This is a genomic window from Micromonospora yangpuensis, from assembly GCF_900091615.1.
Classification (GTDB): domain Bacteria; phylum Actinomycetota; class Actinomycetes; order Mycobacteriales; family Micromonosporaceae; genus Micromonospora; species Micromonospora yangpuensis.
Genome location: NZ_FMIA01000002.1, coordinates 1958912 through 1971813, shown reverse-complemented (window position 1 = coordinate 1971813; position 12902 = coordinate 1958912). Strand labels below are relative to the sequence as shown.

The following is a 12902-nucleotide window of genomic DNA, read 5'->3' as shown; positions in this document are numbered from 1 at the left end:
CCACCCGTCGACGCCGATGGTGTTGACTTGTCCGGTGGCGACGGGCGAAACGACACGGCGGGGCGAAACGACACGGCGGGGCGCGCCGACCGGGCGTTCCCGGCGGCAGATGTTGCAGGCCGGAGGGCTGCTGATCCTCGGCGCGGCGGTCGTACCGACAGCGGGTTGCGGGTTGTTCGGGCGCGGCGACGACGCGGATCCGACGCCCGACCCGCTGGAGCCGCTGGTCGCCACGGCGCTCGACCTGGCCGCCCGGCACCGGGCCGCCGCCACCGCCGATCCGGAGCTGGCGGCCCGGCTCACCCCGATCGCCGAGGCCCACCAGGCGCACGCGGCCGAGCTGACCCGGCTGACCGGCCGGAGTGCGCCGGCCACACCGGTCACGCCGCCGGCCACCGCCTCCCCGGACCCCGGGCGCGACGGTGACCGCAGCGCGGTGCTCGCCGCGCTGCGCGACGCCGAGCAGCAGGGCCGGGAGGCCGCGCGGCAGGCCTGCGTCGACGCCCCGGCCGAACGGGCGGCGTTGCTCGGGTCGATCGCCGCCGCCCGCGCGACCCACGTGGAGGCGCTCAAGTGATCCGGCAGCCGGCTCCCGCCGCTTCCGGCGACGCGCTGGTCGCGGCGCTCACCGCCGAGTACGCGGCCGTCTACGCCTACGGCCCGATCGGGGTACGCCTACCCGAGGCCGCCCGTCGCGCGGCCCGTAACGCCGAGGCGGCCCACCGCGCCCGGCGCGACGCCCTGGTCATGCGGCTCAGTTCCGCCGGTGGTTCGATCCCCGCCGACCAGGCCGGGTACGCCCTGCCGTTCCCGGTGACCGACGCGGGCAGCGCGCTCCGCCTGGCGATCGAGGTCGAGGAACGGACCGGCGCCTTCTGGCGGGCCGCCCTGCCGGTGACCACCGGCGACGACCGGGCCACGGCGTTGACGGCGCTCACCGACTGCGCGTTGCGGGCCACCCGGTGGCGGCGCACCGCCGGGGTCACCCCGCTCACCGTGCCGTTTCCCGGGCGACCGACCTGAGCAGGCCGGCGCCACTGTTGCGGACGGCATACCAGGTATGCATACTCCGTTGCCATGTCCATCCGTCACGGGCTGCTCGCCCTGCTCGAACGCGGCCAGATGTACGGCTACCAGCTGCGTGCCGCGTTCGAGGAGTCGACCGGCTCGACCTGGCCGCTCAACATCGGGCAGGTCTACACCACGCTGGCCCGGCTGGAACGGGACGGGTTGGTCCGACCGCTGCCGGAGAGCGACGCCGGCCAGCGGCCGTACGAGATCACCGACGCCGGACGGGCGGACCTGGCGCTGTGGTTCGCCACCCCGATCAGCCGTACCGACCGGCCCCGTGACGAGTTGGCGATCAAGCTGGCCCTGGCGCTGACCACCCCGGGGGTGGACGTCCGCTCGGTGGTGCAGAACCAGCGCGGCGCGACCATGCGCACCCTGCAGGAGCTGACCCGGTTGAAGTACGCCAGCGACCGACCGGAGGACCTGCCGTGGCGGCTGGTGCTGGACTCGATGGTGTTCCAGGCCGAGGCGGAGATCCGCTGGCTGGACCACTGCGAGACCAGCCTGCTGCGGTACCGGCCGGTCGACCGGGGCCCGACGGTGGACCGGCCACCGTCAGCGGCCGAACACGACCAGATCAGCCGCCCGACGGGCCAGGATTGGACCGGCCGCCCGGCGGCGGAACAGGACCGGACCGGCCGGGACGCCGACGGCGAGGTGCCGCACCGGATCGGACAGGAGGCGCGGCCGTGAGTCGGGCGTGGCGGCGAGCGGGGAGCCTGCTCCGGTGAGTGGACCGGCCGACCCGGTACTCGACCTGCGGGACGTCCACCGGACCCACGGTGCCGGCGCGGCGGCCGTCCGGGCGCTACGCGGGGTCAGCCTGGCTGTGCGTCCGGGTGAGCTGGTCGCCGTGATGGGCCCCTCCGGCTCCGGCAAGTCCAGCCTGTTGGCGCTGGCCGGCGGCCTGGACAGCCCCACCGCCGGCGAGGTACGCGTCGAGGGACACCAACTGCACCTGCTGGACCGCCGGCGGTTGGCCCAGGTACGCCGTCGCCGGATCGGCTACATCTTCCAGCACCTGAACCTGCTCGGCAGCCTGACCGCGGTGGAGAACGTGGCGCTGCCGCTGGAGCTGGACGGCAGCCGGGTCCGGCAGGCCCGCCGACTGGCCGCCGAGGCGTTGACCGAGGTGGGCCTGGCGGAGCTGGGTGACCGGTTCCCGGACCAGCTCTCCGGCGGTCAGCAGCAGCGGGTGGCGATCGCCCGGGCGCTGGTCGGCGAACGCCGGCTGGTGCTGGCCGACGAGCCGACCGGGGCGCTGGACTCGCAGACCGGGGAGGCGGTGCTGCGACTGCTGCGTCGTCGGGTGGACGCCGGTGCCGCCGGCGTGCTGGTCACCCACGAGGCCCGGCACGCCGGCTGGGCCGACCGGGTGGTCTTCCTCCGCGACGGGGTCATGGTGGACTCGACGGCTCCGCTGCCCGGCGTCGAGCAGTTGCTGACCGGCAGCGGTAGGTGATCCCGGCGGGCGACCGGCAGCCGGGTGGGTCCGCGGCCGAGGACCGGCAGCCGGGTGGGAGTCCCGTCGGTGGACGGCGGTGGTCCGGGACGGTCGGTTCCTGGCGGGCGGCGCTGCGGATCGCCCGCCGGGAGGCGGTGCGCGCGCGGGGCCGTACCGCGCTGGTGTTCGCGATGATCACACTGCCGGTCCTGGTGCTGAGCTTCGTCGCGGCCAGCGTGGACATGGCGGAGCTGACCCCGGCCGAGGCCAACGGTCGCCGCCTGGGCAGCGCGGACCTGGAACTGCGCTGGTACACCGGCGGCCCGCTGGAGCAGGACGAGTGGGGGTACGACTGGCAGCAAACCCACGAGGTCGACGACCCGCACCGGCCACCGTCCACGGCGCAGGTTACCGACCTGCTTCCGGCGGGCAGCCGGGCCAGCCAGGTGGGTCGGTGGCTGAACCTCACCGTCGAGTTCGACGGGCGGATCGACGAGTTCCAGGCCCGCGCGGTCGACCTCGCCGATCCGCTCGCCCGGGGACCGGCCCGGCTGCTCGCCGGGCGGGCCCCGACCGGAGCCGCCGAGATCGGGGCCAGTGCGGCCGCCCGACGTGCCCTGGGCGTGGACCTCGGCGACCGGATCACCGGCAACGGTCAGACGTTCACCGTGGTCGCGACGGTCGAGTTCGCCGACGACCTGGGTCCGCTGTTCGCCCTGCACCCCGGCGCGGCACCGGGGGAGCTGGTCGAGCAGGAGCGGCTCTGGCTGGTGGACCTGCCCGTACCACCCGACGCCGACCTGGTGGCCCGGCTCAACCAGCACGGCTTCCTGGTCTCCGCCCGGCAGCCGTTGCCCGGTACCCGCTGGCCCCACCAGGAACCGCCGACGGCGATCAGCCCCACCGACGTCGGTGACGCCGTACTCGTCGGTGGGTTGGGTCTGCTGGAGGTGGTGCTGCTCGTCGGGCCGGCGTTCGCGGTCGGGGTACGCCGCCGGCGGCGCGACCTCGCGCTGGTCGCGGTCGCCGGTGGTGACCCCCGGCACCTGCGTCGGATCGTGCTTGCCGACGGGGTGGTGCTGGGCTGCGCCGGCGCGCTGGCCGGGGTCGTCCTGGGCGTCGCCGTCGCGTTCGCCGCCCGACCCCTGACCGAGCAGTACCTCTTCCAGTCCCGGTTCGGCGGGTACCGCTGCTGGCCCGCGGCGCTGGCGCTGACCGCCGCCGTGGCGGTACTGGCCGGGGTGCTGGCGGCGCTGACCCCGGCCTGGACCGCCGCCCGCCAGGACGTGGTCGCCGGCCTGGCGGGACGGCGCACCGCACCGCCGCACCGCCGACGGTGGCTGCTGATCGGCGTGGTACTCACCGTGGGTGGGGCCGGTACGGCCGCCGCCGGGGCCGTGACGACCCGGACCACCCTGATCCTCGCCGGCCTAGTTCTCGGCGAGCTGGGCCTGGTCTGTTGTACCCCGACCCTGCTGGGTGTCCTGGCCCGCGCCGGCCGGGTACTGCCGCTGGCCCCCCGGATCGCGCTGCGCGACGCCAGCCGGAACCGCTCCTCCGCCGCCCCGGCCATCTCCGCGGTGATGGCGGCGGTGGCCGGCAGTGTCACCCTCGGCAGCTACCTGGCCAGCAGCAACGCCCGCGACCTGGCCCTGTTGCAACCGACCGGCCCGCCGGGCCAGGTCCTCGTCCACCGGCCCGACCCGGCCACCGGCGCCCGCCCCGACGGCTGGTTGACCCGCGATCAGGTCCTCGGTCCGGCCCGTACCCACCTGCACACCGACACGGTGGCCCCGCTCGACCAGCCGGACTGCGGCCCGGCCGGCGGGCCGGTGCGGTTCTGCTCGGTCGAGGTGGTGCTGCCGGCCGGCCGGGCCTGCCCCTACCAGGCCGGGGACAACCTCGGCGCGGCCGACCAGCGCCGGGCCCGCGCCGACCCGCGTTGCCTCGGGCCGTCCTGGCTGCACTACGGCTCCCCACCGGCGACGCTGCTCGACGACGGTACGTCGGTGCCGGTGCTCACCGGCGGTGACCCGGCCGAGGTGGCGGCCGCCCGGGCGGTACTGCGGGCCGGCGGTGCGGTGGTCACCGACCCCCGGTACCTGCACGACGGCCACCTGACCATCCGGGCCTACCCGCCCGAGCAGACCGGATCCACCGCCGGTCGGCCCACCGGACCCACCGGCGCGGAGCAGACCGGCGCCGGCCCCACCGGCCCGGAGCCGACCGGCGCCGGCCCCACCGGCGCGGAGCCGACCGGCGCCGGCCCCACCGGCGCGCAGCCGACCAGGACCGTGACCGTTGCCGGGTACGCGGTGGTGGGTGGTGACACCGCGAGCCGGCTGCTGCTCTCCCCGGCGGCGGCCCGGAAGCTGGGTGTGGTCGCCGTCCGCGTCGGCTGGGTCGTCGTGCCGGAGAACCCGCCGAGCGCGACGCAGCAGCAGCGGTTCAGGGCCGACCTGACCCGGGCCGGCCAGACCCGGGTCGTACTGGAACGGCCCCCGCCCGTCGACGCCGGCGAGCCGATCCTGCTGCTGCTCGCGGCGGCCGCCGCGGTGGTCACCGTGGGGGCCGCCGGCGTCGCCACCGGGCTGGCCGCCGCAGAGGGTCGCGCGGACCTCTCCACCCTCGCGGCGGTCGGGGCCAGTCCGGGGGTACGCCGGCTGCTCGCCCTCTGCCAGGCCGGGGTGATCTCCGGAATCGGCACCGCCCTCGGCATTCTCGCCGGCCTCGTCGCAGCCGTGATCATTCTCGTCTCGACCAACCGGCGGTACGCCACCACCTGGCCGATCGAACCCGACTATCCGCTGGTCGTACCCGGCAAGGCCCTCGGTGTCCTGCTCGTGGTGCCGCTGGTGGCGATGCTCGGCGCGGCCCTGTTCACCCGTTCCCGGCTGCCCGTGGAACGGCGGCTGGACTGATCACCCGCCCCCCGCAGGGTAAGGAAGGGCCCCCTGTTAACGCTTACGGTAGAGAGGGGACCCCCTCTCACCAACCGCCTGTGATCGTTACACCGCCGTGCCGGCCCGACGGTCGCGGAGCGCGGGCGAACCCGAACCGCCGCGTTGTCCCGACCGGCGGCGAGCCGGCAGACTGGGCGGGTGTCCATGATGGCAACGCTCACCCGCCGGTTGGGGCACCACCGTTGGTTCGGTGCCGCCGTCCGTCTGCTCGTCCCGGCCGACCGCCTGATCGGTCGACTCACCAGTGGTCGGGTGGTGGCGCTCGGTCTGCTGCCGTCCCTGATCATCACCACCACCGGCCGCCGCTCCGGGCAGCCCCGCAGCAACCCCCTGCTGTACGTGTCCGACGGCGACGCGTACGTGGTGATCGGGTCGAACTGGGGGCAGCCGCACCAGCCCGCCTGGTCGTTGAACCTGCTCGCCCAGCCGGCCGCCGAGGTGGCCGTCGGGGGCCGCCGGTTCCCGGTGCACGCGGCCCTGGCCACCGGCGCCGAACGTGACCGGCTGTGGCGGCTGCTGGTCGCCGAGTGGCCGGCGTACCAGACGTACGTGCAGCGGGCCGGCGGCCGGGAGATCCGCATCTTCCGCCTGACCCCGATTCCACCCGGGTCCGCCTGACCGCCTCGCCCCGCCACTCCGGTCGTTTAGCGTGTGGCGGAGCGACGAGCTGAGGGCGGTACGGCATGGAGACGGGGCAGGAGACGGCCACCCCGACCGGAGCCGACCGGCTGCCGGCGGGCGAGGCAGATCCGGACCACCGGACCGGTGACACCCGCCCGACGGATACCCGGTGGCGGGTCGCCGGGCAGGTCGCCGAGGAGGTCCGGCGGCGGTTTCCGGCCGAGGTGCTCGCGGTCGCCGTACACGGGCCGTTGGCGCACACCGACGACGACGGCGGTGGCGACGCCGAGGCGGGTCTGCTGGTGGTCACCTACCGCCCGGGTACCGGTCCACTGCCGGCGGTCCGCCGGGTGGACGGCATCCTGGTCGACCTGACCGTCGTCGGCGCCGACGAGTACCTGCGCCAGGCCCGGCTGCTGACCCCGCTCTGGCCGTTGACCGCCGACCGGTACGTCACCACCCGGGAACTGTACGACCCGTCGGGCTGGCTGCCCCGCCTGCGCGACGAGCACCTCGCCCAGCTGGCCCGGGCCCGACCCGTCGAGTTCAGCACCGCCGCCCGGCAGGCGTGGTACCGGGGCTGTGCCGCGCACGCCCGAGCCGCCCGGTTGGCCGAGTGGTACGAGACCGACCAGGCGCTGTTGATGCTCGCCGAGGCCCGGCTGGTGGCGGCGACGGTGACCGGGCTGCTGACCCGGACCTACTTCCGCGATCCCGGGGACGCGGTCCGGCGTACCGGTCTGGCCGGCGCGGACATGATCGAGGTGGGCGCGGTGCTGGCCCGGCAGGCCGAGGAGCTGGCCGCCCGGGGCCGTCCCGTCGACGGCACCGTGGACGAACTACTCACCACCCCCTGACGTCCCCGGGCCACGGGGCCGCTGACACCTGCCGCCCCTGCCTCACCGCGCCGCCACCTGCCGCCCCCGGCTCGCGGGGCCGGTGAGAGGGGAACCCTTCTCTACCGAATGCGTTAACAGGGGGCCCTTCCTTACAGGCCTTGGATGCCGATGAGGGCGCCTACCAGGTAGGTGGCGGCGGCTGCCGCCGCGCCGAGCAGGAGCTGCCGCAGGCCGCTGGTCCACCAGGGTCGGTTGGTGAACCGGGCCACGATCGCCCCGGCGGCGAAGAGCCCCACCCCACCGATGCCGAGCGCCAACCAGAGGCTGGTGAAACCGAGCAGGTAGCTCAGCAGCGGCACGAGCGCCCCGATCGAGAAGAACAGGAACGACGAGATCGCCGCCGCCCAGGGGCTGGGCTGGTCGTCCGGGTCGACGCCCAACTCCTCCCGGACGTGCACCCGCAGCGCCTCGTCGGGGTTGCGCGCGAGCGTGTCGGCGACCTGGGTCGCCAGCTCCCGGGGCAGTCCCCGGGCGACCCAGATGTCGGCCAGCTCCCGGGCCTCCGTCTCGGGGTGCCGTTCCAGCTCGCGGCGTTCCTTGGCGACCTCGGCGGCCACCTGCTCGTTGGCCGAGCGGACGCTGGTGTACTCCCCCAGCCCCATCGAGATCGCCCCGGCGACCAGGCCGGCGGTGCCGGTGAGCACGATGCTGCGCGGCGAGACCCCGCCACCGCCCACGCCCGCGATCAGGGCGATGTTGGTGACCAGGCCGTCCATCGCCCCGAACACCGCCGGCCGCAGCCAGCCGCCGGAGACGTCCGCGTGGTGCGCCTCACGCAGCGCGGCGGGGGTGTCGGTCACACCAGGGTGAGGATCTCGTGGCCGCTGTCGGTCACCACGATCGTGTGCTCGAACTGCGCGGTCCACCTGCGGTCCTTGGTCACCACCGTCCAGCCGTCGTCCCAGGTGTCGTACTGGTAGGTGCCCAGGGTGATCATCGGCTCGATGGTGAAGGTCATCCCCGGCTCCATGATGTCGGTGGGGCGCGGGCTGTCGTAGTGCGGCACGTAGAGCCCGCTGTGGAAGGCCTCGCCGATGCCGTGGCCGGTGAAGTCCCGGACCACGCCGTAGCCGAACCGCTTGGCGTACGACTCGATGACCCGGCCGATGACGTTGATCTGCCGGCCCGGGGCCACCGCCCGGATGCCCCGCATCATCGCCTCGTGGGTGCGCTCCACCAGCAGCCGGGCTTCCTCGCTGACCTCGCCGACGCAGAAGGTGGCGTCGGTGTCGCCGTGCACCCCGTCGAGGTACGCGGTCACGTCGACGTTGATGATATCGCCGTCGTGCAGCACCGTGGAGTCCGGGATGCCGTGGCAGATCACCTCGTTGAGGCTGGTGCAGCAGGACTTCGGAAAGCCCTTGTAGCCCAGCGTCGACGGGTACGCGCCGTGGTCGCAGAGGAACTCGTGCACCACCCGGTCGATCTCGTCGGTGGTCACCCCGGGTTTGCAGTGCTCGCCGGCGAGCTGGGTGGCCTGGGCGGCGAGCCGACCGGCGACCCGCATCCGCTCGATCGTCTCGGGTGTCTGCACGTGCGAGCCGCGCCACTGGCTCGGACTCTTGCGGCCCACGTACTCGGGGCGGACGATGTGGGCGGGAACCGCCCGCCACGGGGAGAGCGTGCCAGGGGTGAGCGGCGCACGGACGGTCATGCGGTAAGCCTATCGCCGGCCACCGTGGTGACGACCGTCACCGGCGGCCGGGGTCGGGTTGTTGCCCCGTGCTGCCCGCTGTGCCAAGGTGGGACCGTGGATCAAGCGGGGCCATCTCCCGTCTTCACGGCCAGCGCCGAGCTCGACGGCGACCACCTGAGCGTCGTGGTCAGCGGCGAGGTCGACATGATGACCGCCGACGACATGCTGCACACCGCCCTGCGCGAGCCCGCCGAGCGGGTCACCCTGGACCTGCGGGCGGTGACCTTCTTCGACTCGGCGGCGATCCACGCCGTGGTCCAGCTCGCCCAGCGCTTCCCCACCACCCTCACCGTGCTGCCCTCGCGTCAGGTCAGCCGGATCCTGGAGATCTCCGGCCTCTCCGGGCAGGCCTGGCTGGCCGCACCACCGGCCTGAGCGGGGGCTGATCGCCGGCCGCGGGCCGCGCTCCGCCGGTCGCGGGCCGTCCCACCGGCGGCGGCCGGTCAGGGTTGGAGCTGCCGGCGCAGGGTCAGCTCCGTGCCGGTCGGAGTACGCCGGACCGACAGCTCACCGAGCGCCCTGATCAGCGACAGGCCCCGGCCCCGGAAACCGGCGCCGGTGGACTCCCGCCACTGCCCGCTGTCGCGCACCGTGGCCACCACCGTGCGGTCGACGATGGTCACCTCCACGCTGATCGTCGGGTCGTTCGGGGCGACCGGGTGCTCGATCGCGTTCGCGGCGGCCTCGGAGACCGCCACGGTCAGGTCGAACAGGTCGGTCTCGCCCACGTCGTGGGCGACCAGGAAGTCCTCCAGCCGCTTGCGCAGCACGCTCAACCGGGTCGGCTCGGCCGGCAGGCGCAGGGTGAACCGGTTCAACTCGGTGGCCTGCAGCGCCAGCACCGCCACGTCGTCGCGGCGTCGCCGGGTGCCGACCCGTTCCACCACCGTGTCGACCAGGTCGGCGACGTGCTCGCTCCGGCTGCTCGCGTCGACCCGGAGCTGGTCCAGCGCGGCGTCGATGCCGATCTGCCGGTCCTCGATCAGACCGTCGGTGTAGAGCAGCAGCCGGCTGCCCGTGGCCAACTCCCCCTCGACGGTGCGGTAGACGGTGCCCGGTATCGCGCCGACGGGCGGACCGAGCGCCCGGTCATGCAGGAACGCCACGTCGTCTCCTCGGATCAGCAGCGGGGACGGGTGCCCGGCGCTGGCGTACCGCAGCCGACCGGTGCGTGGGGAGAACCAGAGACAGAACACGGTGGCGAACGAGCGGCTCTCGGTGGAACCGACCAGCCGGTTCAGCCGGGTCAACGCCACACCGGGGTCGAAGCCCTCCATGACGTACGCCCGCAGCGCGTTGCGCAGCTGGCCCATGGCGGCGGCGGCGCGCACGCCCTTGCCGACCACGTCGCCGATGGCCAGGACGAGTTCATCGTCGGCCATCCCGATCACGTCGTACCAGTCGCCGCCGACCTCGACGTCGGCGGTGCCGGGCAGGTAGCGGCTGGCGATCACCGCGCCGGGCAGTTGCGGCAGCGACCGGGGCAGCAGGCTGTGCTGCAACGTGGTGGCGATCCGGTGCTCGGCCTCGTAGAGCTGGGCGTTCTCCAGGCGTACCCCGACCAGCCGGGCCAGCTCGGCCAGAGCCGCCTGGTCGGTGTCGGTGCCGGCGCTGTCGCGGTGCCAGACCCGCAGCTCGCCGAGCTGCTCGTCGGTGGTGCCGGTCAGCGGCAGCACGGTGGGCGGCTCGGCCGCCCGGCCACCGCCGTCGGCCTCGAACCGGGCCTCGGGGGTGGCGACGACGACCCGGGCCGCCTCGGCGAAACCGAGCGCGTGTCGGGCGGCGATCCGCAGCACGTCCGCGGTGGACCGGGCGGTGTTGACCGCGACCGCCGCGTCGGCCAGCGCGCGCAGCCGCCGGATGATCTGCCCACGCAGCTGCCCCAGCTCGACGTTGGCCCGGACCCGGGCGATCAGCTCCTGCCCGGAGAAGGGCTTGGTCAGGTAGTCGTCGGCACCGACGGAGAGGCCGGCGACCGCCTCGGCCGACCCGGCCCGGGCGGAGAGCAGCACGATCGGCACGTGCCGGGTACGCGGATCGGCCCGCAGCGCGGTGACCAGCCCGAAGCCGTCCAGGCGGGGCATCATCACGTCGGTGAGCACCAGGTCGAACGGGATACGGGTGGCCTGGGCGAGCGCCTCGACGCCGTCGGCCGCGGCCACCACCTCCCAGTCCGGTCGCAGCAGCCGGGTGACGTGCTCGCGCAGGTCCACGTTGTCGTCGACGACCAGGATCCGGCCGGCCGGCGCGCCGGCACCGGCTCCGGTCGATCCGTCGGCCATCCCGGTCGGGCCGCTGGCGGAGGTCGCCGACGCCGACCGGTCCGCGCTGGTCCAGAGCAGGGTCTCGGCGGCCCAGAGCCGGGCCTGCTCCGGCTCGCCGGTGGGCAGCGCGGTCGTCGCCGCCACCTGCTCGGCGGGCAGGTGACCGGCGCCGAACGGAAGGCTGACGGTGAAGGTGCTGCCCTGCTCGACCCGGCTGTGCACGGCGACCTCACCACCGTGCATCTCGACCAGCTCCCGCACCAGGGCGAGCCCGATGCCGGTGCCCTCGTGGGTCCGGGACCGGACCCCCGGCACCCGGTGGAAACGCTCGAAGACCTGCGGCAGCTCGCTCTCGGCGATCCCCACGCCGGTGTCGACGACCTCCAGCCGGGCGGTGCCGTCCACCGCCCGCATCCGGACCCGGATCTCGCCGTCGAAGGTGAACTTCACCGCGTTGGAGACCAGGTTGAGGACGACCTTCTCCCACATGTCCCGGTCGACGAAGACCGGCGCGGGCAGCGGTGGGCAGTCCACCACCAGCCGCAGGCCGGCCCGGTCGGTCGCCGAACGGAACGTGCTGGCCAGTCGGGCGGTGTAGTCGGCCAGGTCGGTGGGCTGGTAGCGGGCGGTCAACCGGCCGGACTCCAGGCGGGAGAAGTCGAGCACCGTGTTGACCAGCTTGAGCAGCCGCAGCGCGTTGCGGTGCATCATGGTGAGCCGCTCGGTGTGCGCCGCGTCGAGGTGGGTGTCGGCGAGCAGCTCCTCCAGCGGCCCCAGCACCAGGGTCAGCGGGGTGCGGAACTCGTGGCTGACGTTGGCGAAGAAGTTGGTCTTGGCACGGTCCAGCGCGGCCAGCTCGGCGGCCCGGGCCCGCTCCTGCTCGTACACCCGCTGCCGGCCGGCGGCCCCGGAGACCTGCGCGGCCACCAGGTCGAAGAAGTTCCGGTAGTCGTCGCCGAGCGGCAACCGGCGGGCCACCCCCACCACCAGCACGCCGACCAGCTCGTTGGTGGCCGTGATCGGCAGCACCATGGCCTGCTCGGCGGCGTCGGCGGGGACCACGTCGAGCAGGTCGGCCACCGCGACGGTGGTGGCACCACCGGATTCGACCCGGCGCACCAGGTCGGCCGGGTCGAAGCGGACCGGGTGGGCCGCGTCCAGGCCGCTGACCCCGTCCAGGGTCACCGCGCCGTGCTCGGCACGCAGACAGACAAATCCGAAGGGTACGTCCGCCCGGTGCCGGTCGAGCACGTCGGCGGTGGCCCGGCCCAGCTCCGCGCCGCTACCGCCCTCGGCCAGCGCGGCGCCCAACTCGGCAAGCGCCCGCAGTCGACGCTCCCCCAGCACCCGACCGGTGGTCTCGTTGACCAGACAGAGCACCCCGTCGACAGTGCCGTCGTCGCTGAGGATCGGGTCGTACGAGACGTCGAAGTAGACGTCCTCCAGGAAGCCGTACCGGTCCAGCAGGAAGGGATGGTCCCGGGCCTGGTAGGACCGGCCGCTGCGACGGACCCCGTCGAGCAACGACCCGAGCACCTCCCAGGTCTCCGTCCACCAGACGCGGGCCGGCTGCCCGATCGCCCCGGGGTGCTTGTCACCGATGGTGGGCAGGTAGGCGTCGTTGTAGAAGGCGAGATGCTCCGGCCCCCAGAACAGCACTATCTGGGCGCCCGAGGAGAGCAGCATGCCGATCGTGTGGCGCAGCGCCGACGGCCACTGGCCGGGGGCACCGACCCCGCTGGTGGTCCAGTCGTACCCGCCCAGCCGGCGACCCATCTCGCCCCCGCCGGTGAAGGCGGCGGCGAGCAGCGGCGACACCTGCCCGGGGGTACCGGGCAGACTGTCCGCGCCCTCCAGGGCCGAGCCCATGCACCCTCCCCGCTCCGGCCGATCACCCACGACGACGCGACCTGTTCCATCGGCCGTGCCGGGCCTTGTACCCCG

At 74.4% G+C, this 12902-nt stretch carries 11 protein-coding genes; 8 read left to right on the top strand and 3 right to left on the bottom strand.

Annotation, left to right across the window (positions count from 1 at the left end):
- Positions 1–109 precede the first annotated feature (109 nt).
- The 7 genes from GA0070617_RS09070 to GA0070617_RS09040 all read left to right on the top strand — a co-directional run bounded on the left by GA0070617_RS09070 (position 110) and on the right by GA0070617_RS09040 (position 6956).
- On the top strand, positions 110–577 hold the full coding sequence (locus GA0070617_RS09070) for a hypothetical protein (protein ID WP_091435556.1): 468 nt from the start codon (positions 110–112) through the stop codon (positions 575–577).
- Complete coding sequence (locus tag GA0070617_RS09065) at positions 577–1023, top strand: ferritin-like domain-containing protein (RefSeq protein WP_373868439.1); 447 nt, start codon at positions 577–579, stop codon at positions 1021–1023. The genes GA0070617_RS09070 and GA0070617_RS09065 overlap by 1 nt, the downstream gene beginning before the upstream one ends.
- A gap of 54 nt (positions 1024–1077) precedes the next feature.
- The gene (locus tag GA0070617_RS09060; protein ID WP_091435554.1) at positions 1078–1764 is read left to right on the top strand and encodes a PadR family transcriptional regulator; all 687 of its coding nucleotides are present in this window, start codon (positions 1078–1080) and stop codon (positions 1762–1764) included.
- A 34-nt stretch (positions 1765–1798) separates the two neighbouring features.
- Positions 1799–2533: an ABC transporter ATP-binding protein gene (locus GA0070617_RS09055; protein WP_091435553.1), complete on the top strand. Its 735-nt coding sequence runs from the start codon at positions 1799–1801 to the stop codon at positions 2531–2533.
- Positions 2530–5436: an FtsX-like permease family protein gene (locus GA0070617_RS09050; protein WP_175440475.1), complete on the top strand. Its 2907-nt coding sequence runs from the start codon at positions 2530–2532 to the stop codon at positions 5434–5436. Before GA0070617_RS09055 ends, GA0070617_RS09050 begins: the two co-directional genes overlap by 4 nt.
- Before the next feature lie 186 nt (positions 5437–5622).
- Complete coding sequence (locus GA0070617_RS09045) at positions 5623–6096, top strand: nitroreductase/quinone reductase family protein (RefSeq protein ID WP_373868438.1); 474 nt, start codon at positions 5623–5625, stop codon at positions 6094–6096.
- 65 nt (positions 6097–6161) lie between these two features.
- Positions 6162–6956 (top strand): nucleotidyltransferase domain-containing protein, encoded by a 795-nt coding sequence (locus GA0070617_RS09040; RefSeq protein ID WP_229688647.1) that lies wholly within the window; start codon positions 6162–6164, stop codon positions 6954–6956.
- Between the two features lie 131 nt (positions 6957–7087).
- Here GA0070617_RS09040 and GA0070617_RS09035 read toward each other — a convergent pair whose 3' ends face one another.
- The gene (locus GA0070617_RS09035) at positions 7088–7798 is read right to left on the bottom strand and encodes a VIT1/CCC1 transporter family protein (RefSeq protein ID WP_091435551.1); all 711 of its coding nucleotides are present in this window, start codon (positions 7796–7798) and stop codon (positions 7088–7090) included.
- Positions 7795–8652, bottom strand: coding sequence for a type I methionyl aminopeptidase (map, locus tag GA0070617_RS09030; protein ID WP_091435550.1), 858 nt, complete (start codon positions 8650–8652; stop codon positions 7795–7797). Before map ends, GA0070617_RS09035 begins: the two co-directional genes overlap by 4 nt.
- Before the next feature lie 96 nt (positions 8653–8748).
- On the opposite strand from map, the gene GA0070617_RS09025 reads away from it, so the two are divergent.
- The gene (locus GA0070617_RS09025) at positions 8749–9069 is read left to right on the top strand and encodes an STAS domain-containing protein (RefSeq protein WP_091435549.1); all 321 of its coding nucleotides are present in this window, start codon (positions 8749–8751) and stop codon (positions 9067–9069) included.
- Between the two features lie 68 nt (positions 9070–9137).
- Here GA0070617_RS09025 and GA0070617_RS09020 read toward each other — a convergent pair whose 3' ends face one another.
- Positions 9138–12827 carry a SpoIIE family protein phosphatase gene (locus GA0070617_RS09020; RefSeq protein ID WP_139135627.1) on the bottom strand — a complete coding sequence of 1230 codons (3690 nt, stop codon included), beginning with the start codon at positions 12825–12827 and terminating at the stop codon, positions 9138–9140.
- Positions 12828–12902: the final 75 nt, after the last annotated feature.

What these genes read in the sequence shown, in the direction of transcription:
- GA0070617_RS09040 (WP_229688647.1), top strand. Translation starts at nt 6,162, where the DNA reads ATGGAGACGGGGCAGGAGACGGCCACCCCGACCGGAGCCGACCGGCTG.
- map (WP_091435550.1), bottom strand. Translation starts at nt 8,652, where the DNA reads ATGACCGTCCGTGCGCCGCTCACCCCTGGCACGCTCTCCCCGTGGCGG.
- GA0070617_RS09045 (WP_373868438.1), top strand. Translation starts at nt 5,623, where the DNA reads ATGATGGCAACGCTCACCCGCCGGTTGGGGCACCACCGTTGGTTCGGT.
- GA0070617_RS09020 (WP_139135627.1), bottom strand. Translation starts at nt 12,827, where the DNA reads ATGGGCTCGGCCCTGGAGGGCGCGGACAGTCTGCCCGGTACCCCCGGG.
- GA0070617_RS09070 (WP_091435556.1), top strand. Translation starts at nt 110, where the DNA reads ATGTTGCAGGCCGGAGGGCTGCTGATCCTCGGCGCGGCGGTCGTACCG.
- GA0070617_RS09060 (WP_091435554.1), top strand. Translation starts at nt 1,078, where the DNA reads ATGTCCATCCGTCACGGGCTGCTCGCCCTGCTCGAACGCGGCCAGATG.